The sequence below is a fragment of the Dorea sp. genome, from assembly GCF_977044405.1.
This window is the reverse complement of record NZ_CDRRQK010000026.1, coordinates 1-25,346: the sequence shown is the minus strand read 5'-3', so window position 1 is coordinate 25,346 and position 25,346 is coordinate 1. Positions and strand designations below refer to the sequence as shown.

The window sequence follows — 25,346 nt, the reverse complement described above, 5'->3', positions numbered from 1 at the left end:
GTGCCTCCCTTCATACATTTTTGTATAGCGGCAAAGAGGCTATCGTTTCCTGACAGCCTCTTCATTTCTTTTTATCCAAGATGCAACAGAAGTCATTTTCAACTACTCCTGTTGCACTCTCTGTTTACATTTCAATTATACGTTATGACGATATTCGTATGGCAGAATCTTTGTCTGGTTGAAGCTCGGGCAATCACGAACCCATTCCAGAGACTCTTTTAAGATTGCGATCTGCATCGGAACATTGTTTGGTTCACCTGCATTTGATCCGATCGGTACATGAGGTGCTGTAATTCTAGGTGCACCCTGCTGTCTTGCGATCGGAGGAAGTGCAGCGATCACGCAGCAGCTCATTCCTGCTTCTTCACAGCATCTTGTAACGATTGTAGCTGAACGGTGGCAGGTTCCGCATCCACCTGTACACAGAACGATGTCAACACCCTGTTCTTTTAATTTGCGTGCGATTTCAGGACCTGTTTCGCCTCTGAATTTCTCAACGTTTCCACCGCCGCCCATGAATGTATATGTCTCAGCCGGCAGAGATCCGATGAATCCTTCTGCTACCAGTTCATGCAGACGGTCGATTGGGAACATCGCATTTACGTCTTTGTTGATATCAGAGTTATCGAATCCACCGTGTGTAACCATCAGCTGATCAGATGGTGTATCAAATGGAATCGTACGATAAGAGAAGTCTCCGGATGTATTAAATGGAGTCTGGTCTTTCTTATGGATACCACCTGCTGTAATAAATGCAACTTTACACTCGCTTAATGGTTTCTTTAATTCTGTAAATACCGGCTTTGGTGTAACCGGTACGAAGATTTCTGACTGCATACCTTCTTTTACTGTTAATTTCATTGTCTTACCTCCTTAGATTGATTCTATCGGAATATCCTTTTTTCCTATTATCTTCATACAGCTAAAATAGAATTCTACATCCTGTCCTACCTGCATCTCGACCGGTGTAAATGCCCATCTTCTCGGAACATTGATTGTTCCTTTTTCGTTCATAATGGCCACACTGATCGCTGTATCATTAACTTCAATTATCTTGCCACCCAAAAGGCAAGGCTGCGGCTCGTGATCTGTTGTCATATCAGAATCATCGTAATCGTATGGATCTTCTACAATCTGGATATAGCTGAAATAAAACTCAAGATCATGTCCCGGCTCAATCGGGGTATCGCCGATGATAATGCTCTCGGGAACTGTAATTACGCCTAATCTTCCATGTAGATGAATCTTTACCATTCCATCCGATACTTTTTTTACAAGACCGCCCATTTTTACAGGGTTGATAATATAATCCATTAGTGCATTGTTCCGCTTTCTACAAGTTTTGTCTCTGGAAGACCTAATAATTTGTTATTTGCATTGATAACGTCATTATTCCATTTCTTCTCAGCTGGTTTGATCGGAACACCTGCCATCTTATTCTTGAGCATCTGGATTGCACGTGCTGCTACTTCCGGTGTTACGCATGATGTACCGGCGATATCATTTTCGAATCCACCCTTATCCATGTTCTCTTCAACCATGGCATCTGCATACTCATTACCAACAACGAGCTGTCCCTGATATGCACAGAAGGAAACTCCTACTACAGGAATGCCTCTCTTACCTGCCTGTCCGATATGCTGGATAAAGTCAATGTGGTTATTTCCAAATCCTTCTGTTGTGATGATCACACCGTCAAGATTCATACTTTCCATTAATGATCCAAGTCTTTCTGATACCCAGAGTTTTTCATCATTAACCTGAGGAGAGCCTACACAGATAACACCAATCAGATCCAGTTCATCATCTGCTGCAAGTCCTTCTACCAGAGGTTCTCTGATATAATGACGTGTCATTTCTTTTGTTGCAGGTCCGATACATGTCAGTGCATGGATAGATCCGTCTCTTACCTGGTTCGGTGTTAACAGAATTGGTACGTTTCCACAGTCTACATTCTTCTGTCCGCCTTTGATTCCGCAAGGCTCTTCCGGACAAAGTACATTGTCATGCATAGCTCCCTGTCCCATGATTTCTTTTACGAGGGCAACTCTTGGATTACCAACTCTTCTTACATCTTCGCAAAGTTCTTCACGAACAACTTCACCATCGTATTTCTTCAGTTCATTACGAACTGCCTGTACGATGTAGTCCTGGCATTTGTGTGCTGCGAACGGGCCAGGTCTTGTCATTCCTGATAATCTCTGGATAACAGCGTGGCAGCGGATGATGATATCATTCTCATCAGCGCATCCAGGATGTCCGAAATACATCTTCTCATCAAGGTATCCTTCTGAAGATCCGAATTCATGTACCTGAACACCGTCTTCATCCACACCTGTCAGCATGAATACAACACCGTCTGCTACTTTTGTGATACCTTCTCCAAGTTCACCTTCTACTTTTGTAGCGATCGGGCACACATCCATGATCGTCTCTGTGTAAATGTGTCTCTCGTCCGGATGGATAACTTCCAGTTCCAGACTCTTACAAAGTATGTCTTCTTTTACTGCATCTTTTACGATATCTTTATTAATTGTAATCACGCCATCTTTGATCGATGTTTCTGTTCCGAGTTTTACATCTGTGATCTTGATATGTTTCTTTACAAGGCTTCTGATTACTGTCTTCTCGCCTGTCTTTTCTTCTGCCGGTGCAGGAGCTGGTGCTGCAGGAGCCGGTGCTCCGCCTGCAAATACAGGTACATCGAGTTTCAATCCATCAAATTTTTCTGCTTTTCCGATTTCAATATGAATCATTCCATTACCTCCTGTAACTGGCTGTACTGCAGGAGCTGGTGCTACTGCCTCTTCTTTTGCAACAGGCTCCTCTGTCTTCTCTTCTTCTACTTCATTTACCTTATCGAGCACATCTTTTGTAATCGGTGTAAGTGCTTCTACATCCTGAAGTAATGTGCAGCCAATTACCTGTTCGATACGAAGTCCGTCCGGACTCAGTGTTAAAAGACCTGCATCCTGCATATCATCGAACAGTCCCGGATCTTCCAGATCTGCTGCGCTGATCACAAGTCCTTTCTCTCTTCTACAGCAGAAGATTGCTGGATCTTTTAAATGTTTCTGCAATGTTTCCTGTGTAATAGACATTTTGATTCCTCCTTTTATTCGTCCTTTTTAAATTTTCTTATCAGCTTATGATTTACCGCTCTTAATGCACCGTCTGTACAATGATAAACCGGTAATTTCAGCTGTGGAGCGCATGACATTACTGTATTGCTGCAATCCGTACAGTTACTGATTAGAACTGCCTGGGCTCCGTCCTTCTTCAGCTGCATGACTTTCTGCACCTGACCTGGACATCGTCCCGGATTCTCGCATTTACGACTGTTTTTGACTTCTTTTGCCTGCTTACAATATTCAACCCCTACAACTTCAGAACCCATGCTCTTTGCCTGTTCTTCCAGTCGTTCTTTATTTGCGCCGCAGGCACAGACAAGAAGTCCGATTTTCTTTGGTCCTGGAAGAAATTCTTCTGCTGCTATGATTCCTCCTGTTGTCTTGACAACCGGGGCATCCAGCGAAGTTCTCTTTCCTGTAAACGGACCTCCCATAATGATCTCGCCGTATTCTTTTCCAAGACCTCCGGCTTTTTCGATCACATCAGCTACTTTCATGCCGATTGGAATATCAAAGAAGATATGCACAGATGCATCTTCTTTTAATTTACCAGCCACAGTCATATCTTTATCAATGAGTGGTTTCTTTTCTTCTACCGCCTCACGGATTTTAAGGACTGTCTCTGCATTGATCACGATCGCATTTGCTGCCATCGGAAGCTGTTCCGGCTCTAACAGAATGCCGAGGGTCTCACGTACGATTGCACGTTCTTCTCCCATCGGATAGATATTTTCCAGTGTGGAAATCTCTATATCATCTTCTGTAATGACTGCTTTTAATTTTTCAATTGCTTCTTTGTGAATTTCCTTGATTGCGATAATGCCTCTTTTGGCATTCACCAGATCCATCACGATCTTAAGACCTTTGATCAGGTTCTCCGGTTCCTGTTCGATTCTCGCAATATTATGGGACAGGATCGGTTCACATTCTGCTGCATTCACGATCACGACTCCATCGCCGTCAAAATGTGCATTCAGTTTCACGGATGTCGGGAAACCGGCACCTCCTAATCCAACGATCCCCGCTTCTTCGATCAGCTCTTTTGGAGAATTACCTGTCAGTTTCTGATAACTTGTAAAATCTGTATCGGATTCTTCTATCGTAATATAGTTGTCATCGATTGCTGTTACTTTTCCGTCTACACTTGAGAAAATATTACTTCCCAGTGCATTTTCCGGTTTCGCAGCAATCATCTGACCTCTCTTTATGTTATCTCCTTCACAAACCACCGGTCCGGCTGGTGCACCTACATGTTGTTTAAGTGCAAAAACAAATTCCATCGTCGGCACCTCCTTTCTAAACAATTTTTAAGTTTTTGTGTTTTCGTCACACAATTGTTTGTTTATGCTTGAATTATATGCTATAATCTTAACGAATGGAACTGACATTGTTTAATATATAACATGTCAAACTTTCATAACTGAGAAAAGCCCTGGAAAATCGGGCCTCACAGACGAGGCAGCCGAATTTTCAGGGCATATCTATTGACAATTTTTTATCATTTTTTCAAGAAAGGAGGGTTTTATGGATATCAATAAGCTTGCTCTTCTGTGTGATGTTGCAGATACAAACAACTTAACCTTAAGCGCAGAACGTATGGGATATACCCAGTCCGGTGTCAGTCACGCCATCAGTAAACTGGAAGCGGAGATGGGGATTCCTCTTATTAAGCGTACCAAGCATGGCGTTGAACTGACCTCGGAAGGTTCACTTCTCTTACCATATATACGCATGGTGGTCACACACTATCAGCGGATGGATGATGTTGTGGATTCGATCCTCGGACTTCAGCGTGGATCTATCTGTATCGGAACTTACTGTAGTATTGCATCCCAGTGGCTTCCCGAGATCATCCGGAAATACCAGCAGCTTTATCCCAATATTGTCATCCGTATCCGGGAAGGCGGGATCCGGGATATCGAGCGCTGGTTATATGAAGGAAGTATTGATTTTGGATTTTTAAGCTGGAAGAAAAATCAGAATTTTAAATTTCTGTCACTTGCAAGAGATCCGTTGTATGCGATTCTTCCAAAGAATTCTATGCTCCCGGAAAACTATCTGGAACATTTTCCCATTACAGCTTTCGCCGATTATCCTTTTATCGCATCGGAAAATGGCGTCGATCATGATGTAAATGCAGCTTTAGAGCAGTCAAATGTCACACCTATGACCAGCTTCACCTGTCATGATGATCATACGATCATTCCCATGGTAGAAAAAGGTCTTGGATTCAGCCTGCTTCCGGATATGTTCCTTAAGGGTCTGGACTCCAATGTTCTGAAAGTTCCGGTCACTCCCTGTTCGGTAAGAACTCTGGGAATCGGTATCTTGTCCGAAAGGACACTTTCTACATGTGCAAAAGCATTTATCAAATTATCTCAGAAAATGATATCGGAAATGATTCATAATGAACGTGACTGAGTATGTAAGTCCACAGATCTGAGGTTCAGGTCAAAAAGAAAAATGATATCTGATAAAGCTCTCCTGCTTTATCGGATATCATTTTTTGTCCTCGTGGTTTAAAATTTTTAAAGTTTATTCACCGCATCTGCAAGATAATCATTACTTACTTCCGCAAAGTTCTCATTCTCTACTGCTTCTGCAAGGCTTGCATCGATCGGCATCTTTCCGATGACCGGAACGCCGAGTTCTGCTGCCACTTCGTCGATATGGCTCTCTCCGAATACTGAGATTTTGCGTCCGCAGTCTGGACATACCAGATAACTGTAGTTCTCGACAATTCCGAGTACCGGAATATCCATCTGACCTGCCATATTGTAGGCCTTCTTTACGATCATGCGTACCAGATCCTGCGGGGAAGTTACGATCACGATGCCTTCTACCGGAAGGGACTGGAATACAGTAAGCGGTACATCACCTGTTCCAGGTGGCATGTCTACGAAGAGATAATCTAATTCTCCCCATGCTACATCTGTCCAGAACTGTGTGACAACACCAGAGATGACCGGACCTCTCCAGATAACCGGATCTTCTTCTTCCGGAAGCAGCAGGTTGATGGACATGATCTTAGTTCCATCTTTTGCCTCACATGGGTAGATATTTTCTCCGTCTCCTTTTGCCTTCTCATGAATTCCATACATTTTCGGAATGGACGGTCCTGTAATATCTGCATCCATAATACCTACGGAAAATCCCTGTTCTTTCATCAGTCTTGCAAGAGATGCTGTAACCATAGATTTTCCAACACCGCCCTTACCACTGACGACTGCGATCACATGATTGATGTGTGATTTTGCATTTGCCGGTTTGACCAGACTCTGTGGTTTGCTTCCACAGGAACCTGCGTGCGAACAGCCAGCACAGTCTGACGGGCTACAGCCTGTTTTTTGTTCTTCTGACATTTGTTAATACCTTCTTTTCTTTATTCTTTATATTTGTCATTACGTTACGGAATCCCCCTTGAGTCTTTATTCAAGAGGGATCCTTTTACTTTTATAAACTTGCCTTAATTCCTATTCTTCAACAGCTGCGATAAGTTCAACTTCACAAAGAACTCCCTTTGGAAGTGTCTTTACTGCTACGCAGCTTCTTGCTGGTTTTGATGTGAAGTATTTTGCATATACTTCGTTGAATGCTGCAAAGTCTCCCATATCAGCTAAGAAGCATGTTGTCTTTAATACTTTGTCAAATGATGTTCCAGCTTCTTTCAGGACTTCTGCAAGGTTTTTACATACCTGTTCTGTCTGTCCTTCAATTGTTGCAGCTTCTACGTCATTTACCTCTGGATCGATTGCAATCTGTCCGGCTGTGTAAAGAATTCCGCCATGTACATATCCCTGTGAATATGGTCCGAGTGCCTTAGGTGCTTTTTCTGTTGCTATAATTTTCATAATCCTATTTCTCCTTTGCTATTTCATATAATTTCTGTGCTATGCACACATCAAATAATCCCATTCCAACCGATTTGAAATATGTTGTCTGTCCTTCTTTGATTTCCTGTTCATCTGATGCCAGATATTCATGCATCAGTTTGATACGATCCTTCGTAAGCTTTCCATTAGCCAGAGGCTGGCTAAGATCCCCACTTTCCTCGCATGCATACGGAAGTTCGATATACACATTATCCACCAGTTCTAATACCGCATCCGGGATTTCCCTCATCTGTGGCATGTAAGAGCCGATCGCGATAATACATTTTCCTCTCAGAAGTTCTTTATCATCCGGAAGAACGGGCGTGGTTGAAGGAGTCGTTGTACATATGATATCACTGTTTTGTACAAGCTCTTCCACTGCTTTACATTGTACTACCTTTACGTCCTTCTTATCAATAGCTTTTTTCAGTCTTTCCAGATAATCTGTCAGATCTCTGTTACTGTGGTTATATACATATACCGTATGGATATCTCTTGCGGCACATGCATACACTGCCTGATGGAATCCCTGCATTCCTGCTCCGATGATTCCAACCGTATGGCAGTCCTTTCTTGACAGATGGCGGATTCCCACACCACCGACAGCTCCGGTTCTCCATGCGGTTACCGACTGCCCGTCCATAACGGCAAGCGGCGCACCAGTCGTATAATCATTCAGTAACACGATACCATCAATCGACGGCAGTCCCAGTTTGGAATTCTCCGGAAAAATCGACAAGATCTTTGTCCCGATGATATCCTTTGTGTAACATGGCATATACATGAGCTGCTTATTTTCATGTTCTACCGTTGGTCTTGGCGGCATATAGAACTCGCCTGACCCATAGATCCGGTATGCCTCTTCGATCTGATCCATCAGCTGATCCGGATCAACCATTTCTTCGATCTGCTCCTTGCTTAATACGATCATTTTACATTTCCTCCAGTTCTTTTTGTTCCCTTGTGACATCTCTCAGCCACTTATATGTCAAATACCGCTTTAAAGTAATCGGTACTTTGATCAGTTCATCACTCATCAGTATAATATAGACGACCGGCACACTGGCATGCAAAATAAATGCCGCCACTGCCCCGAGTAAAATGGAGAATCCCCACATCGTCGATACATCCATGATCAATCCGAATTTCGTATCTCCGCCTGCACGGAATACCCCCACTACCATTGTGGTATTAAATGCCTGTGCCACAGTAAAATACGACATAACGAAGAACATGAAACTCAAATAATTCTTTGCCGGTCCGGTCAGTGCCAGATTTGCATTGGCAATCGGTGCCGCGATCAGTATCAGTACACCGCCAAGGATTCCCAGAATCAGACTTAACCAGACGAAACGTTTTCCGTATGCTTTTGCCAGCTCCATTTTTCCTTCCCCGATCGTCTTACCAAGATAGATCGCCGTTGCATGGGAAATTCCAAATGTTACGACCGTTGCCAGCTGTCTTGCCACCTGTGCCACCGAGTTGGCTGCCACTGCTGCACTTCCAAGATGCCCGATCACCGCCGTATTCGCCGATGTTCCCAGTCCCCACATCAGTTCATTTAATACCACCGGCATGGAATAGACCGCAAAATCTTTCAACAATACTTTATCGATCTTCACCATATCTTTAAGCCGGATCCTTACTACTTTATTTCGAAAGACAGCGTAAGCGAGAACCATCACCGTCTCGGCTGCTCTGGCGCACAATGTACCGATTGCCGCACCTCTGACTCCCATTACCGGAAATCCGAGAAGCCCGAAGATCAGGACTGCATTTACCACAATATTCATAAGCAGCGAGATCAGGTAAATGAACGTGGCTACCATGACACGTTCAATACTACGCATGATATTTAAGTAAACCTGTGTCACTGCCATAAACACATAGGAAAATCCTACGATTCTTAAATACTTTACTCCTTCTGCAATAACTTCCGGATCAGAGGTATAGATCCGCATCAGTGTCTCCGGCATGCCAAGGGCTGCTGCTGCGAATACTACTGCAACGATAAGTCCGGCACTTAATCCCATACCCAGAACTTTTTCTATTGTTCTGGTATCTTTCTTTCCCCAGTACTGTGCCGTCAGAACGGTTGCTCCGGAAGTCACTCCGTAAAAGATCAGTGTCATGATATACTGGATCTGTCCTGCAAGGGATGCTCCGGATAATACTTTCTCTCCGACTTTTCCGAGCATGATCACATCCGTTGCCGTGACTCCGACATTGATCAGATTCTGGATTGCGATCGGGATGACCAGGGCGAATACATTCCGGTAGAACTGCTTCCAGTTGATTGTTTTTGTATATTTATTTTTTTCTTTCACTTATTTTTTCTCTGCTCCTATTTATTCTTATCGCATTTTCTGCTTCTCTGCAGATAATACACCGCAAGCTGTGTCCGATCTCTTAATTCCAGTTTCTCGAGCACATTGCTGATATAATTCCGGACCGTTCCTTCACTTAAGCAGACTTTCTCCGATATCTCTTTATTACTGAGTCCCTCGGCAACCAGTGCTGTGATCTCCAGTTCCCGTTCTCCGATTCCGTGACTGTTCCAGTCAAATGTCTGCTCTTTTTCTTTCTGCTCTTTCTGAAGCAGTCCCGGAATTCGGGACATAATCTCGGTTCCGAATACGGTCTGATTCATCTGCACCGCCTGCAGTGCCGGAAGGATACTGCCGTAATCCTGTTTTAGCAGATATCCCTTCACACCATATTTTAATGCTTTTACAATGTACTCATCATCAGAAAACGTGGTAAGCAAAAGAATCTTTGCATCCGTATGCATTTTCAAAATCTGCTCTGCAGCGTCCAGGCCGTTCATGTCCTTCATCCGTATATCCATCAAAAGAACATCCGGAAGCAGTTCATCATATAACCGGATGGCATCTTTTCCATCCTGTCCGGTACCGGTTACTTCTACTTCTCTTCCTGCCTCCAGGATTGTCTTTAACGCACTGGATACCAGGATATCGTCATCTACAATTACTATCTTCATCTTTTTCCCTCATTTTTTGGAACCGTAATAAATATCCGGAAGCCATTTTCTTTCTGGATCTGCATAGTTCCGCCCAGCATGCGGACACGTTTTTTCATATTCTCAATCCCGATTCCGCTGCTTTCTGTATTTTCTGTTTTTCGAGCGTTTCCGGTCTTTCCTGCACTTTCCTTCTCTGCATATTCTTCCCAGTCTCCATCTGGCTGGATCTGCTCATCTGACGTTCCATTATCTTCTATAATCAGCTGATATAGTCCGGGATGTTCTCTTGTCAAAATCTTCACCTCATTTGCATTGCTGTGACGCATCACGTTATTCAGTGCCTCTTTCGTAATGGCTATAAAGCTGTATTTGATCTCTTTTGGAATGTCATATCCCATATCATAAGTAAGCTGTACCGGACAAAAACTGAATTCTTCTGCCAGCGATTCCATCACTTCTTTTAAATTTACCGACTCATCATGCAGATCGTGCACGCTCTGTCTTACATTCGTCATGGCTTCGTTCAGCGTCTGATCCAGCTGCTCCATCGGGACTTTCAGATTCTCAGCCTGATTAACAGTCTTTAACGCTCCCACCATCAGGATGGACCGCGACAGCATATGTCCCACATTGTCATGGATCTCTCTGGCGATACGATTCCGTTCTTTCAGTGTGGCCAGATATACTTCTGTGTCCTGCTTTTCCAGCAGATCCTGATTCTTCTTTTCCAGCATCAGTGTCAGTTCTCTGCTGTCATCTCTGGCCCTTTTATATTCCTGCTCCAATTCATTTAACCTCCTGGTCCGCCCATATAACAGAACTGCTGCTGCCAGCCCGGCAACAATAAGCATCTCTTTTTCCAGCCCGTAATATTCCCGGAACGCTGGTGCCTCACAGGCCACGATTATACCGACAACCCCTATATAAACCGGAGAATAAAAGCATAGCATATTATATAAAGCCACCGGAAGAAACATCCACATTTCTTTGGAAACAATTCCGGCTGCCACGAAAGTGATCGTCATAATATAATGCAGATACTTTTCTTCTCCTACCAGATTCACACAGGTATAGATACACGCAAGCAGAATAGCGATAACCGCCGGAATCCCTGTTTCCGCTGTTACCAGAAGTCCTGCTCCGTAAAGGAACAAAAATCCTTCATCTGTTATCTTTCTCATTCTTTTCTCCTATATTATGTTACTGTTCACACGTTGTGCAAACAGTAACACGATTTTGCCAATGCTTCGCATTCAAAATTGGCAAAATCCACAACCACTACTGTATCATACGGAATTTTCAGTTCAGAAAATTCCTACCTGTGAACAATAACTATATTACATTTGTCACATTCAACTTATGACCTGTGACACTACCATTATAATCAGCCATTCGCTATACTACAAGTAACAAATGTCAGTACCGCAGAAAGTAATCTTCCATTTCTTCTGCAGTACTGACATACATTCACCAAGGAGGTAATCTTATGCTTGTACATATAGAAAATCTGGTAAAACGTTACGGTGATCTGTTAGCGCTTGACCACCTGTCGCTCGACATCGAAGAAGGCGAGATCTTCGGACTTCTCGGGCCAAACGGTTCCGGTAAAACCACCGCCATCAACTGCTTGCTCGCACTGTTAAAATATGACAAAGGAACGATCACGATCTTTGGAAAGGACATGAAGCCGGACAGCTACGACATCAAACAGGATATCGGTGTTGTCATGCAGAACGTTGCCGTCTTCGAGCAGATGTCCGTCTATGAAAACATCGATTATTTCTGCGGACTCTATATCAAAGACAAACAAAAACGAAAAGAACTCGTGGAAGAAGCCATCGCATTCACCGGTCTGTCCGATTTCCGTAAGATGCGCCCAAAGAAACTCTCCGGCGGACTCTTACGAAGGCTGAATATCGCATGCGGCATTGTCCACAAACCCAGACTCATCATCATGGATGAACCGACCGTTGCTGTAGATCCTCAAAGCCGTAACAAAATTCTGGAAGGGATCGTAGAGCTCAACCGCCAGGGATCAACTATTATCTACACTTCCCACTACATGGAAGAGGTCGAACAGATCTGTACCCGTATTGCAATCATCGATCACGGACGTGTACTCGCATCCGGCACGACCGAAGAATTAAAGGAAATGATCAAGACCGGCGAGACGATCACGATCGAAGCAGTTGCGTTAACGAAAAACAACCTGGCAGATATCCGCTCCCTTTCGCATGTATTTGACTTATCATACAAAGATCAGACAATGATCCTACGCTGCAGCGGTGCAAAACACAATCTGATCCGGGTACTGAATTACCTGCAGGAACAGGACATTCCATTCGGACGCGTCTTCTCCGAGCTTCCGACTCTCAATGATGTCTTCCTTGAGATCACAGGAAAAGAACTCAGGGATTAAAGGAGGGACACTTTATGTTACATTTATTAAAATATCAGTTCTTACAGACAATACGTTCCCGCTCTATTATGTTCTGGGCTCTCGCATTTCCGCTCATCCTTGGAACCCTGTTCTATGTGTCCTTTGGAAATACCGGTCTTGCAGGAACCGGAGAGACTGTCTGGGAACCGGTTCCTGTTGCCATCGTCACAGTAGACAGCAGTTCCGCAAATGCAGCATCTTTCCTGACATTTCTGAGTGAAACGGATCAGGACATGATCGATATCCATTCTTACAAAACAGAAAAAGCTGCCAAAAAAGCGCTCCGGCGGGAGGAAATATCCGGCATCTATTACGTGAAGGCGGTTCCTTCCCTTACCATTGCTTCCAATGGCATTAACCAGAGCATTCTGTCTTCCCTTCTGGAGAGCTATGAAAAGAATGCTGACATGATCCGGGATATTGCCACACAGCATCCGGAAAAGCTTTCGGACGCCCTTGCATCTCTGAACGACTACCAGACACTGGTGAAAGAAAAGTCCTTAGGCGGACATTCCTTAGATCCGACACTGACTTATTTTCTCGCACTGATCGCATTTGCCTGCTTAAGCGGAGTCTACTTAAGCATCCATTCCACGGTTCAGCTTCAGGCGAACTTAAGTGCACTCGGAGAACGGCGCAGCATCACACCGACTCATAAGCTTTCCCTGATTCTCGGCGATCTGCTGGTACTGGAAAGTATTCATTTCGTCAACATCCTGATCCTGGAGCTTTACCTTACCCAGGTACTTCATATCAGCCTTGGGCATGACATTCCGAAACTTCTTCTCATTACGTTTATGGGAACCCTGATCGGTATCTGTCTCGGAATCCTGATCGGATGCGCCGGCAAACTGTCCTACAGTGTCAAATCTGGAATCGGTGTCCTCGTTACACTGTTACCGAGTTTCCTTGCAGGCCTGATGTTCGGTGGAATGAAAAATGTGATTGAACAGCACTGCCCCGTCATCAACCGGATCAATCCTGCCAGTGTCTTAAGTGATGCATTCTACTGCCTCAGTGTCTATGATGATGCTGTCCGCTACCGCAGGTGTATCCTGATTCTTGTAATCATGTGCCTGCTTTGCATCAGCTTCTCATTTCTCATGATAAGGAGGGAACGTTATGACAGTATTTAAAGGATTTTTAATCATAACCAAACGCAATCTCCTGATGGTATTTATGTATCTGGCAATCTTCCTTACGATCGGAATCCTTGCCTCCGGCAGCGACAGCAATACTTCCGGCACCGGGTTCCATGCCCAAACACTCACTGTAGGTGTGGTAGATCATGACGGAGGCGTGCTTTCCAAAGGACTTTCCAGATATTTATCACAGTATCATACCGTCAGGCAAATGCCGGATGACACTGCGAAACTCCAGGACGCACTCTTTAACCGGAATGTCTCTTATATCGTGACCATTCCGGAAGATTTTAAAGCCTCCTGCCTCCGTAAGCATCAGTCATTGCCGGTATCCAAGATTCCGGGCAGCACGGACGGATACTACATCGACCAGCAGATCAACACCTATCTGAATCAGGCACGTGTCCTGACAGACAGTAGGTATTCCGATAAAGAGGCAGCTGCATATATTCTGAAACATACAGACAGTTCTTCTCATGTTACAATGTTAAAATCTGCTTCTTCCGAAAAGACGCCGGGTTATGGTTACATGTATCAGTATCTGCCATATGTGTTAATCTCCATACTGTGCTATGTAATGGGACTGATCATGATCGCATTCCATCAGCCGGATCTGCAAAAGCGAATCCTTTGCTCGGCTGTATCCATCAGAAGCCAGAACCTGCAGCTTGCACTGGGATATCTGGCAGTCGGATACTCCGTCTGGATGCTTACAACATGGATCCCTGCTTTCTTCTTTTACCGGAAAGCATTTTTCCAGTCGCCAAAGATGCCATATTATATGCTCAACAGCTTGACCCTGCTTCTGGTCGGACTTGCGCTTTCCTTCCTTCTTGGTACATTTATCACCAAAGAAGATATCCTGACCGCCCTCGTAAATGTTGTCACACTTGGCATGAGCTTCCTGTGCGGCGTATTCGTTCCACTTGATATCATGGGAAAAGGTGTGAAAACCGTGGCTCATTTTCTTCCGGTCTACTGGTATGAGATCAGTAACAATCTGCTGAATAACTCTGCTATTCTCACTCAGGCACAGAGACAACTCTTATACCGCAACTATGGAATCCAGTTACTTTTTGCCGCTGCGATCTTCTGTATCGCACTGGTAGTCAGTAAAAGAGCAAGGCAGACAGCATAATGCTGCCTGCCCTGCTCTTTTTTCTATCTCTATTTTATCTTTTTCTTCTGTATCCATTCCACAATCTTATAACCCAGATATCCGGAAAGGCTTCCGAATATCACGCCGCCGATAATATCAGTCGGATAATGCACATACAGGTACAATCTTGATAATGCGATCAGAACCGCAAGTACAAGAGCCGCTTTCCACATCTTCTTCTCTCCGGCAAGATACAATGCCGTTACCGAAGCAAATGAAGCCGCCGTGTGTCCCGACGGAAAAGAGTAATCCTGCGGCTTTGCGACCAGTAATTGTACCGCTGTATTTACATCAAATGGTCTGGTTCTTGCCACCAGATTCTTTATGAGCACATTGCAGAGCAGCACATCCACCAGCAATGCCGCCATCATGATCACCCCTGTCTTTCTTGTCTTCGGAATGATCAGAAGAACTATCATCAGGCAGATCCATATCATTCCTGCATCACCAAGTTTCGTGATAAGAGGGACGATCGTATCGCCGATGTCTGTTCTTAAGTTCTGGATTATATTTAGAATCTGTATTTCCATATATTTATTATTTCCTTCCTCTCCTCATCTATATGATTTTATCCATATGTTGCTATCTGTATATATAACAGCTGATTTTCTTATGCCTTTTTCGCTGTTCGAAGAACCGGCATCCGGAAGATCCGGATCAGTAACGGGATTACCATGACAAACCATACGATCGGTTCACAGATGATAACTCCTGTATATCCCAGCCACGGAACCAATGTTGCAGCAATCACAATCTTTCCGGCCATCTCAAGACCACTCGAGATCAGCGGGGTAACGTGATCTCCCAATCCCTGCATTGCATTTCTCAGAATACAGATCAGTGTCGTAATGATATAGAACAATGTATCAAACTTCAGATAATTCGTTGCATTTAAGATGACAGTCTTATTGTGCGTTCCCGTCACCAGATATACAAGCCACTCTCCGACCGTATAGCTTGCAATGATCGTTATGCCGGACCAGATTGCTGTATAGATGATTGCAAGCCAAATGCCCTTCTTCACACGGTCAATCTTACCTGCCCCTACATTCTGACCGCAATATGTTGCCATCGTCTGGCCGAATACACTGAACATGATCATGAATATCTCTGTAATCTTTCTGGCCGCTGTATGCGCAATGATGATATCCGTTCCCAGCTTATTGATCGCCGTCTGCAATGTTACGGTACCGATATTGACCAGTGAACTCATGAATCCCATCGACATTCCTGCACTGAACATCTCTTTTACCATCACCTTACCCGGCTCTTTAAAATCTTCTTTCTGCAGTTTCAGAATCTCATACTTTCTGACCATATAGATCCAACACACGACAAATGCTATGACCTGCGCCAAAACGGTCGCAATTGCCGCGCCTTTCACGCCCGTCTTCATCACCACCACAAAAAAGAAATCACCGGCAATATTCAGGCCCACCGATACTGCCAGGATCAACAGCGGCGTGACTGCATCTCCAATCGCACGAAGTGTCGCCGCACAGGCATCATATAAAAATGTCGCCAGCATTCCGGCTATGATGATAATAACATAGCTCTTTGCAACTGTCAGAAGATGAGCCGGCACATTCAAAAAACGCAGGATTGGATTCAAGAACACCAGACCGCATGCCGTGATGATCAGAGAAATACCCGTACCGATCGTCAATGACATTGCAAACGACTTCTTCATATCCCGGACATTCTTTGCTCCGAATTTCTGTGCAGTAATGATCGCAAATCCATTCGACATTCCTAATAAGAACCCAATGATCAGACCGCTCAATGTGCTGGTCGCACCTACTGCCGCAAGTGCATCTTCTCCCAAAAATGACCCTACAATCCTTGTATCTACCAGACTGTATGTAAGCTGTAATAAATTGCCTAAAAAAATCGGCAATGCGAAACTAAGTATCAGTGTCGAGGGTTTTCCCTTCGTTAAATCTTTCATTCTTTCTTAATCCTTCTTTTTTTCTCTATTCCGACTATCCTTCCTACCAACGATGCCTTTAAAATAAAAGTTGGAGTCCCATTGCGATCACCCACATATATGCACAGGTCTTTGGAATCATTAACAGTCCGACTTTTGGTTTTGTTTTACTGAATAAAGTTACCGGAAGATAACATCCAAAAGAAATAATGATAGCTGCAACCATCCTTGTCATATGATATCCATAAGTATTTCCCGAAATGAGATATAAGATAATTACCCCTATACCAGTCACAGCAAAGACTGCATTTCTGATAACCGATAATTTCATATTTCCTTCATCTGTACACCAGTTATTCTGCGGAAACATACATATCACAATTCTGACAATCGCTGATATCCATATAACAGCTTCTATTATTACTGGTATTTTAAGTTCTGTAAACGTAAATTTCCAGATATACATCAAAATAATATAAAATACGGTCATTGTTATGGAGGATATCTGAAGTCCGATTCCTAACTGCCTCTTTATTTTATCATTACTTCCATGTACTGCCCGGATAATTCTCGGTACCAGATGAAATGCATCGCCTCCGCAAAGTGTCAATGTCAATATTCCATAAAGAATAAATAACACATTTCCCTGTGAGAATATAAAAAATAAAATTGCGGCAACCAGATCAAAAAGTAAATACACTGTATCGAATATTGCTTCCATCACATCTGGAATCTGTGGTTTGTAATTGTTCTCTTTCATTATAAATTCTGCTCCTTTTCCATCAACTGACTATAAAACAAATAATTTTTCTTACACAGAATTTCGTTTTCATTTCCATTCTCCTCTTAAATGTTCTTCTGCATTATTACAGATCTTATTAAATACACGTATACACATATCCTTTTCTTCTTCTGTTAATCCACTTAACACATTTTGTGCAAACTGCTTTTGTGCGTTTATTCCTTCTTCAACAATCAACTCTGCTTTATCCAGCAAAAAAATCTCAACGTGCTTTTTATTTTCTTCACTTTGTTTTCTTTCAATAAGTTTTTTATTTTCCAGATTTTTCAGCGAAGTTGACACATGAGATTTTGTTGATTTTCTGATCTTTACTATTTCCGCTGCAGTATTGTTCTGCGGATTATTATGTAGAAACATGAGTATATCATATTCCATCTGTGTTAATTCATACTTATCACATACCTTGCCTGAAAGCAGTTCATAATAACTTGTAATTGTTTTATGCTTATCCCAGAAATACATTTCCCTCCTCCTTTATCGTTCTTTTTAGAACGATTATAATGTAATCTTTCTTTTCTGTCAATCCCGTATATTCTTGCTATATCAATGCCAACAGGACTGTTCCCAATGTAATCAGCACAATTCCTGTAGCAGATTTCGGTGTCAGTTTTTCTTTAAAAACAATTCGGGAAAAAACAATTGTGATTAGGATGCTCAATTTATCGATTGGCACTACTACACTTGCCGGACCATCCTGCAGTGCTTTGTAATAACACAGCCAGGAAGCTCCTGTTGCAAATCCGGACAGCACAATGAACAGCAGTTCCTTTTTCCCGATTGTACAAATTTCATCTGTTTTTCTTTTTATAATCACCATAAGCCATGCCATAACCAGTACAACTGTTGTACGAATTGCTGTTCCAAGATTTGAATCAATGCCAGAAATACCAATTTTTCCTAAAATCGCAGTCAGACTGGCAAATACCGCAGACAATACAGCATAAATAAACCAGCTTCCGGTGTGCTGTTCTCTATCCTCTGTTACTTCTTTTTTTGTAATCATCAATGCAGTTCCGATTCCAATCAGACAGATGCATCCTGCTTTTTTCCACGTTAATCCCTCATGAAGAAAAATGAGAGCAAGAAAAATCGTCAAAATTGTGCTGGACTTATCAATCGGTACAACTTTGTTAATATCGCCTTTCTTAAGCGCATGAAAATAGCACAACCAGGAGGCTCCTGTTGCAAGTCCGGACAGCACAAGAAATAATAATGTTCGTCCGCTTATATTATTCACTCCGGACATTGTTCCGGTAAAAAATACCAGAATCCATGAAAACACAAGTACTACAACCGTTCTTAGTGCTGTTGCCACATCCGAATCTGTTTTCTGAATTCCGCATTTTGCAAGAATTGCTGTAATACCTGCAAAAAAAGATGATCCTATCGCATATAAAATCCACATTTTACAATCCCTCCTATGCGTTTAAATATCTGTCCAGAGATCAGTTTTAAATAAGTTAGTAATTGTACAATAAAACCTGTATTTTTGCAAGAAATTCTGCATAAATACGGGCTGTTTTTTTAGTTTTATATTTTATTTTCATTAGGACTACTCATTTTGGGAAGTTAAGGTTATAATAAAGATATTATATGCAAAGAAAGGACTATTTCCATCATGGATACTTCAGCATTTATACATTTTTTATTAGACCGATTTAAAATCGAACATGCGAAACGTGATCGTTCCGGAGTTTATGGATTTACTCAACGTCTGATGGCCTATAACTCTAATAAAATCGAAGGCAGCACTCTAACTGAAGAACAGACTGCTTCTCTCTTCGATACCGGAGTTCTACCAAAATCGGAAGACTACTACCGAGCTAAAGATGTGGAAGAAATGAATGGTCATTTCTTGATGTTTAACAAGATGCTGGACACTCTGGATTCTAAACTTACGGAAGATCTGATAAAAGAATTTCATTATGAATTAAAGAGTGGTGTGTTTGAAGACCGTGCGAATGGCTATGCTATCGGTGATTACAAAAAGCGTCCTAACATGATCGGTATGTATGAAACCGTACTTCCAAGTCAGGTTTCTAATGAAATGGACAAATTATTGGCCTGGTACAATGATCAGGAAATTTCTCTTGATATACTTGCCAGTTTTCATGCACAATATGAAAACATCCATCCTTTCCAGGATGGAAACGGGCGAACCGGACGTATGATTCTCTTCCGGGAATGCCTGTATCACGGTATCGCGCCATTTATCATCGAGGATTCTAACCGGCCCGAATATCTGGATGCATTAAAAATGTATCGGCAGTCACAGGATGTAACGGCATTGATTGCGCTGTTTCGGAAAGAACAGGAGTATTATTGGAATCGTTGTCAGTATTTTCTGGCGGAATAGGTGTCACTGGCAGACTTTTTATGAAACCTTTACCAGAACTGCATTAAGAGAAAGAAGCATGCCCTGAAAGAACCTATGTCAGCAGCATTACCTCCATCATGGGGCAATCTCCCGCCTGGATGTCGGATATCCTGATCCGAGGCAACGGCTACAAGACTAAATTTTATAAAAAAGATTAAAAAATTAGCGGCTTCCGGTTCATCGCCAGAAGCCGCTTGTATTTTAGGATTAATTTAATTGAATATCCTTTGCATAAGAGTATGATATAATTTCGCCCTTCTTTGTAGAGCTATATCCTTTCTCTTTATGAGAATACTTCGAAATATCAACAGAGCCCAAATCCTTAAACTTAATATATATGCGTTCAAGAACTTCCAATTCTTCTTCGGATAAAACACCCTCTGGAATATCACATTCAGGGATTACCTGATGCTTTTCATAGTCATGACCACCCGCTTAGCGGGTGGCATGTTCTCCCCCTATAAGGGGATATTACCTGCTTGCGCCCGGAAGGCACACTGAAGTCTGCTAACTGCACCACATTTACAGCACCCCCCAACTAGGGGGCGCGCCCATGGCGCGCAAACTAAAAATAGGGGCATCGCATTTCACGACTCCCCTATAATCCACTTTATGCAATATGTTTTATTTCAATCACATACTTTTCTTTTAACTTTGAGCATCTATTCTGCGCAATGATTCCTTCATGCTGCAATCTTCCAGCTACAATTCCCGGATGTATTCCTACGCTTTTTGCAAATTCAACAATTTCATCATCTGAAGTATATCTTGTTGGAGCCAGCCTTTTATAATCTGCCGGCGAAATCAAATAGTTTGTTGCAAACTTATCTGCTTCAATTTCCAATTTATCATTGATATCTTTCATTTCTTCAACTGTGCTGCTAATAAATACAGTTTTAATTTTTTGCTGAAGTACGTGTTTAATTTCATGGAATAATGAGAACCAGAATTTATCTGCATCTAACCCTCTATTATTCATCGCAAGTACTACTCTATCCTCTGATACCCATTTAACAGCACCATTCACACCTGAATTTTTTAGATGTGGTAACAAGACAAAAGCGACACCGCATTCAGCAAAAATTTCACGCATTCTTGGAAGGAATTCTTCCGGCTTTTTAACCGTCATCCCCCTAAGCTCTGGCAGATAACCTTTTAGCTTCTCTGCATTATATGGCTTTGTTTCAATACTTTTTGAGATATTTATAGCAGTTTGAATCCACGCTCTGGAATTAATAATTTTTTTCTCGCTATTACAAGATGCACTTGATCGGAAGTTCACTAAAAAATCTGGCTGCAACATAATTCGTAAATCTGCGACCTTAAAATATTTACACAAATTCGCCACTTTTTCATTTATACTTCTTGCAATTGGCAAACCAATGACATCTACAAAATACTTATAGTCTATTTCTTTTGCAAGTTCAGCCTGTGCATCAACATCCTTAGCCTGCTGTATTTCAATCAACTTTTGATCATAAGTATTCTGTAAATTTTGCCAAACTTCTACGCTGGTTCCAAGCATCGTAGAAAGCTTCTTTGCTAAATCATTTGAAATATTAGCCTGACCATTAATCAACTGACTTAAAGTCTTAGCTGTTGTTCCCATTCTTGTGGCAAATTCAGCCTGACTTATTTCCATATCTTCAATAATATCCGCAATATAATATCCAGGGTGATATGCCACTATATCTTTGTATTCATTTACATTACTCATAATGGTTCGACACCTCCGTTACTTTCACAATTTTAATCATTTTACACTGAGCTAAAATGTCTCCTTCTACGATCTCATTACCATCGTTATCACAAGGAATCATTGTAACTCTATAACCCGTATTACCTAATCTTATGCTCCATTCATCTTTCTATCACCCTTTAAATGTTCAAAATGAAACGGAGGATAATTTGCAACATCCATTAAAGACTCTGCATTACGTATGTAGTTTTCTGCAGCTTCGAGTTTCTTTTTTACTTGCTCAGGATATCGCCACTTCTTTTTGTACTCAGAACAAAACTGTTTCTTTGCTGTTTCATTCTTATACATTATCTGCATTCCCAATCTTAATTATTCCTCTCCTTTCATTTTTATTACCATTTTGGTAACGGAATTATATCACTAATCAAAAGAAATTTCAATACACCGCGAATTAATATTTTAAATTTTTATTACCTTTTTCGTAATCACAGCAGGTGGTTTATTTGTTTTCCAAAGTTCCGTTTTTCGGATCAACGAAAAACTCCACAATGTAAAACAGGGCCTTGCCCTAACAAAAAGAGGCACATGGATCAGCAAATCCATACGCCTAATTTATATATTGTTATTATTCCTTACGAATTCTTTCAACTACACTTTCCTGACTCATCTTTTTAAACTGATACTTTGGAATCGCATATGCAATTCCACTTAATATCGGAACCATAAGCAGGCACGGTACGATTGTAAGATGCAGTTGAAAGAAAAATGCCGTAGCAAACGTATTTGATAAAATCTTTTCTGCACCAAACACAACCAGTACGATTGCAATAACAAATGCACCTCCCAAATATATGAATCCTTCTGCAATCAGCATTTTTGATATCTGCTTTTTCGTCATTCCTACAACCTCCAAAAGTGCCAGCTCCTTTTTTCTGCTAATCACAGAAGTTGTTGTTGTATTAAAGAAATTCATAATACCTATAAAAGCTAAAATAACAACAAGGAAACCACCGATCATATAATATTTTCCGACAAACCGCCTAAAGCTCGCCTTCATATCCAATACAGAAGAAACATTTATCATATCATTTTCTTTCAAAACATTTTTATCAATGTATTCTTTTACTTGCTTATCCTCTCCCTTCTTGGCATCAATAGCAGCATACATTGCTGATTGATTTCCTGTCTGGGTGATATACTCTTCTTCTGGGACCATTACTGTAATATAAACAGTATCTGCATACGGATAATCCAGGGAATATGGCATCATAGCTTCTCCGATCACCCCATAATCTTTCTGCTTTCCGTTTCCGTACTCCATTTTAAAAGTTTCGCCAGACTGATAATAAGAAACTGGTTCTTCTGTATATTTATCACTATAGTCCACAATCACATAATCCCCACTTTTAAACGTATCCCAGGAACATTTTTCCCCTTTCCATTCTAACATATCAAACACCGCTTCACTAATTCCGAGGAAATGAACCTTTACAGTATTATCCGCTTTTGTTTCCTCCCAGATTTGTTTTTCATAATCTGTCCAGTTTTCTTTGTTTTTTTCTGCCAATGTCTCCCACGTTTTCATAAGTGCTGGTTCCATCTTATGTCTTTCTTCCGAATAATACACATATCCTGTTTTCTCACTTTCCGGACACTTATTCAGAATCTCTTTGATTTCAGGTGTAATACCATTAAAATTCGTATTTAACAGATTACCTGTCATCTGATCTAATTTAAAATCGGTTGGCAAAAGAATCTTCCTGTATGAATCTAGGTCATATCCCTGCACCAGCATTACAATACAGTTAACCACTACCATAGAAAGAGCGATGGAAAGCATAACAATTAATCCTTTTTTCCAGTTCCGGAATACATTTTGAGCTGCCAGTCCCCACCATGTTACGGAAGTATTTTTTTTCATTTTTCGTCTTGACTGCTCTCCTTCTGCCAAATGCAGAGCTTCCACAGGAGATACTCGTTCAACCATTCTACAAGCCTGCAAACTTGAAAGATACACCGTCAAAAGTGTAAAAAGTGCTGCAACAATAAAAATCAAAGGATTTGCTGATACTACAGTCAGAGCCGTCTGCCCAGCCTGTTCGGTGATTTCATTATCTGCTGTCAATGATGGAGCCATTAAAAGACCTGCAAGATAACCACAAAACAGACCGAGTGGAATGCCAATGACAGACAATCGCCACGCTTGCATACGCACAATTTTTTTCAATTGTTTTCCTGTTGTTCCCACGTTCTTCAATAATCCGTAGGCTCTGATATCCGTTTTCACGGATATATTAAAAATATTATAAATAATTAAGTAACCAGCCAATATCACAAACAGTACCATTACTATAAGGGAAGTGAATGAAAATGAATCCTCTTCAAAAAGATTATATGCCGGATTGACCTCCAATCCTGTCCCTGCTTTCGTAAATTCTGCTGTCTTAGATATATTTTCTGTTTTCTTTTCCAGGTTCCAAAGATTCTTATACCAGACCGAATATTCTTTACAGCCATTATAGATACCATTTTGTAACTCATCCTGTGTAACGTGATAACGATTTTCCTTTGCATAGGATTCGGATACCCAGATCATCTGTCCTAAAACAGCCTTATCACCCTGCCAGAATCCACATATCTGAAACGTATCTGTCTTATATTGTTTCAGCATGGGATTTACTTCCCAGGTCAGCGTTACTTCTTCCCCAATCTTTGGTGTAACACCCATAGCTTCCAGTACCATGCTACTAAGCGCTACCTCATTCTTTTTCTCCGGCAATCTTCCTGTAGTCGGCAGACAATTAAAACTTTCTGCCATATTTTCATCTGCATATCGGACCTCTACGGAAAATCCAAACCGCTCATCCATTCCAGCTCCCAGAAAAATACCGGAACCATATCGTTCCACATCTTCATCCTGTTCTATTGTTTTTTGCAATCTCTCCGCATCTTCTTCTGACAAATTCTGCGCAATAGCATGGGATGAATCCATAAATTGCTTAATTTCTGTTGCTCTTTTGGAAAGCATCATGGATACGCTCCCCACAAATAGGCTTGTAAATAACAGTGATGTCAACATGATTGCAATAACAGCAATAATATTTCTTGCTCGGTTCATTTTCATAAAACGTTTCGTCAATAATCGTAACGTTTCTTTATTCTCTACTTTTACCATATAATCGCCCTCACTATACCAAACCACTGTCTGAAACAATTTTTCCGTCTTCTATCTGTAAAATCCGGTCTGCCATCTGGGCAATCTCTTCATTATGGGTAATCATAACGATGGTTTGGTGAAAACGCTTACTGGTTACTTTCAGAAGCCCTAATACATCCTGACTTGTTTTCGAATCCAAATTTCCAGTCGGCTCGTCAGCGAGCAAAATGGCAGGTTTTGCAGCTAAGGCTCTTGCAATTGCCACTCTCTGTTGCTGTCCACCGGATAGAGCGCTTGGCAGGTTTTCCAATTTTGTCCGAATACCCAGTGTATCAATAATTTCATCTACATAACCTTTTTCTACCTTTTTTCCATCCAGTTTCACAGGAAGAATAATATTTTCCCATACATTCAACATCGGAACCAAGTTATACTGTTGAAATACGAAACCAATATTCCTACGTCGGAAAATGGTAAGCTCTTCATCTGTCATATGGCTTAAGTTCTGTCCATCCACAATTACCTGCCCAGATGTTGGATTATCTAATCCTCCAATCATATGAAGCATCGTAGACTTTCCGCTCCCAGAAGTTCCAACAATCGCTACAAACTCCCCCTTTTCCACTTCTAAATTTACACCATCAAGGGCTTTGACTT

24 protein-coding genes and 1 pseudogene are annotated in these 25,346 nt (G+C 41.8%); 5 read left to right on the top strand and 20 right to left on the bottom strand.

Going from position 1 to position 25,346, the window contains the following annotated elements:
* Positions 1-135: 135 nt before the first annotated feature.
* From prdB to prdC, 4 genes are read right to left on the bottom strand one after another with little or no spacing between them, the layout of a single operon-like run.
* The gene (gene prdB, locus ACWJAF_RS11445; RefSeq protein WP_448864061.1) at positions 136-861 is read right to left on the bottom strand and encodes a D-proline reductase (dithiol) protein PrdB; all 726 of its coding nucleotides are present in this window, start codon (positions 859-861) and stop codon (positions 136-138) included.
* Between the two features lie 12 nt (positions 862-873).
* Positions 874-1,314 carry a CBO2463/CBO2479 domain-containing protein gene (locus tag ACWJAF_RS11440; protein WP_448864059.1) on the bottom strand — a complete coding sequence of 147 codons (441 nt, stop codon included), beginning with the start codon at positions 1,312-1,314 and terminating at the stop codon, positions 874-876.
* Positions 1,314-3,101, bottom strand: coding sequence for a D-proline reductase (dithiol) proprotein PrdA (prdA, locus tag ACWJAF_RS11435; protein WP_448864057.1), 1,788 nt, complete (start codon positions 3,099-3,101; stop codon positions 1,314-1,316). The genes ACWJAF_RS11440 and prdA overlap by 1 nt, the downstream gene beginning before the upstream one ends.
* 14 nt (positions 3,102-3,115) lie before the next feature.
* Positions 3,116-4,411, bottom strand: coding sequence for a proline reductase-associated electron transfer protein PrdC (prdC, locus tag ACWJAF_RS11430; RefSeq protein ID WP_448864055.1), 1,296 nt, complete (start codon positions 4,409-4,411; stop codon positions 3,116-3,118).
* A gap of 244 nt (positions 4,412-4,655) precedes the next feature.
* Between prdC and ACWJAF_RS11425 the strand changes: the two genes are divergently transcribed.
* Entirely contained in the window at positions 4,656-5,552 is an 897-nt protein-coding gene (locus tag ACWJAF_RS11425) for a LysR family transcriptional regulator (protein ID WP_448864052.1), read from the top strand.
* Positions 5,553-5,659: 107 nt separating this feature from the next.
* Here ACWJAF_RS11425 and ACWJAF_RS11420 read toward each other — a convergent pair whose 3' ends face one another.
* The 6 genes from ACWJAF_RS11420 to ACWJAF_RS11395 form a co-directional block, all read right to left on the bottom strand.
* Positions 5,660-6,493: a P-loop NTPase gene (locus ACWJAF_RS11420; RefSeq protein ID WP_448864050.1), complete on the bottom strand. Its 834-nt coding sequence runs from the start codon at positions 6,491-6,493 to the stop codon at positions 5,660-5,662.
* Between the two features lie 111 nt (positions 6,494-6,604).
* On the bottom strand, positions 6,605-6,982 hold the full coding sequence (locus ACWJAF_RS11415; protein ID WP_448864048.1) for a RidA family protein: 378 nt from the start codon (positions 6,980-6,982) through the stop codon (positions 6,605-6,607).
* Between the two features lie 4 nt (positions 6,983-6,986).
* Positions 6,987-7,934 (bottom strand): ornithine cyclodeaminase family protein, encoded by a 948-nt coding sequence (locus tag ACWJAF_RS11410; protein WP_448864046.1) that lies wholly within the window; start codon positions 7,932-7,934, stop codon positions 6,987-6,989.
* Between the two features lies 1 nt (position 7,935).
* Positions 7,936-9,330, bottom strand: a complete 1,395-nt coding sequence (locus tag ACWJAF_RS11405; RefSeq protein WP_448864044.1) for an MATE family efflux transporter — start codon at positions 9,328-9,330, stop codon at positions 7,936-7,938.
* Between the two features lie 17 nt (positions 9,331-9,347).
* Positions 9,348-10,004: a response regulator gene (locus ACWJAF_RS11400; protein ID WP_448864042.1), complete on the bottom strand. Its 657-nt coding sequence runs from the start codon at positions 10,002-10,004 to the stop codon at positions 9,348-9,350.
* A complete protein-coding gene (locus ACWJAF_RS11395; RefSeq protein ID WP_448864039.1) occupies positions 10,001-11,167 on the bottom strand; it encodes a sensor histidine kinase in 1,167 nt (388 codons plus the stop codon). Before ACWJAF_RS11395 ends, ACWJAF_RS11400 begins: the two co-directional genes overlap by 4 nt.
* 305 nt (positions 11,168-11,472) lie before the next feature.
* Here ACWJAF_RS11395 and ACWJAF_RS11390 point away from each other — a divergent pair, with 305 nt between their 5' ends.
* Genes ACWJAF_RS11390 through ACWJAF_RS11380 form a run of 3 tightly spaced genes read left to right on the top strand, consistent with a single transcriptional unit; the run spans position 11,473 to position 14,706 of the window.
* Positions 11,473-12,405 (top strand): ABC transporter ATP-binding protein, encoded by a 933-nt coding sequence (locus ACWJAF_RS11390; RefSeq protein ID WP_296032510.1) that lies wholly within the window; start codon positions 11,473-11,475, stop codon positions 12,403-12,405.
* Between the two features lie 14 nt (positions 12,406-12,419).
* Positions 12,420-13,562, top strand: a complete 1,143-nt coding sequence (locus ACWJAF_RS11385) for an ABC transporter permease (protein ID WP_448864037.1) — start codon at positions 12,420-12,422, stop codon at positions 13,560-13,562.
* Positions 13,549-14,706: an ABC transporter permease gene (locus tag ACWJAF_RS11380; protein ID WP_448864035.1), complete on the top strand. Its 1,158-nt coding sequence runs from the start codon at positions 13,549-13,551 to the stop codon at positions 14,704-14,706. The genes ACWJAF_RS11385 and ACWJAF_RS11380 overlap by 14 nt, the downstream gene beginning before the upstream one ends.
* Positions 14,707-14,735: 29 nt before the next feature.
* Here ACWJAF_RS11380 and ACWJAF_RS11375 read toward each other — a convergent pair whose 3' ends face one another.
* From ACWJAF_RS11375 to ACWJAF_RS11355, 5 genes are all read right to left on the bottom strand, one after another.
* Positions 14,736-15,257, bottom strand: coding sequence for a phosphatase PAP2 family protein (locus ACWJAF_RS11375; RefSeq protein WP_448864033.1), 522 nt, complete (start codon positions 15,255-15,257; stop codon positions 14,736-14,738).
* Between the two features lie 80 nt (positions 15,258-15,337).
* Positions 15,338-16,675, bottom strand: coding sequence for an MATE family efflux transporter (locus ACWJAF_RS11370; protein ID WP_448864031.1), 1,338 nt, complete (start codon positions 16,673-16,675; stop codon positions 15,338-15,340).
* Positions 16,676-16,733: 58 nt separating this feature from the next.
* Positions 16,734-17,414 (bottom strand): hypothetical protein, encoded by a 681-nt coding sequence (locus tag ACWJAF_RS11365; RefSeq protein ID WP_448864029.1) that lies wholly within the window; start codon positions 17,412-17,414, stop codon positions 16,734-16,736.
* A 69-nt stretch (positions 17,415-17,483) separates the two neighbouring features.
* Complete coding sequence (locus ACWJAF_RS11360) at positions 17,484-17,918, bottom strand: MarR family winged helix-turn-helix transcriptional regulator (RefSeq protein ID WP_448864027.1); 435 nt, start codon at positions 17,916-17,918, stop codon at positions 17,484-17,486.
* Positions 17,919-17,994: 76 nt separating this feature from the next.
* Positions 17,995-18,861: an EamA family transporter gene (locus tag ACWJAF_RS11355; protein WP_448864025.1), complete on the bottom strand. Its 867-nt coding sequence runs from the start codon at positions 18,859-18,861 to the stop codon at positions 17,995-17,997.
* 213 nt (positions 18,862-19,074) lie between these two features.
* Here ACWJAF_RS11355 and ACWJAF_RS11350 point away from each other — a divergent pair, with 213 nt between their 5' ends.
* Positions 19,075-19,812 carry a Fic family protein gene (locus ACWJAF_RS11350; protein WP_448864023.1) on the top strand — a complete coding sequence of 246 codons (738 nt, stop codon included), beginning with the start codon at positions 19,075-19,077 and terminating at the stop codon, positions 19,810-19,812.
* A gap of 228 nt (positions 19,813-20,040) precedes the next feature.
* Here ACWJAF_RS11350 and ACWJAF_RS11345 read toward each other — a convergent pair.
* From ACWJAF_RS11345 to ACWJAF_RS11325, 5 genes and pseudogenes are all read right to left on the bottom strand, one after another.
* Positions 20,041-20,238: pseudogene (locus tag ACWJAF_RS11345) on the bottom strand (type II toxin-antitoxin system antitoxin SocA domain-containing protein); the annotation flags it as partial.
* Positions 20,239-20,443: 205 nt separating this feature from the next.
* Positions 20,444-21,550: a HigA family addiction module antitoxin gene (locus tag ACWJAF_RS11340; protein ID WP_448864021.1), complete on the bottom strand. Its 1,107-nt coding sequence runs from the start codon at positions 21,548-21,550 to the stop codon at positions 20,444-20,446.
* 132 nt (positions 21,551-21,682) lie between these two features.
* Positions 21,683-21,880, bottom strand: a complete 198-nt coding sequence (locus ACWJAF_RS11335) for a hypothetical protein (RefSeq protein ID WP_448864019.1) — start codon at positions 21,878-21,880, stop codon at positions 21,683-21,685.
* Positions 21,881-22,157: 277 nt separating this feature from the next.
* Complete coding sequence (locus ACWJAF_RS11330; protein WP_448864017.1) at positions 22,158-24,707, bottom strand: ABC transporter permease; 2,550 nt, start codon at positions 24,705-24,707, stop codon at positions 22,158-22,160.
* Between the two features lie 13 nt (positions 24,708-24,720).
* A partial coding sequence (locus ACWJAF_RS11325) for an ABC transporter ATP-binding protein (RefSeq protein WP_448864015.1) occupies positions 24,721-25,346 on the bottom strand: 626 nt, incomplete at its 5' end.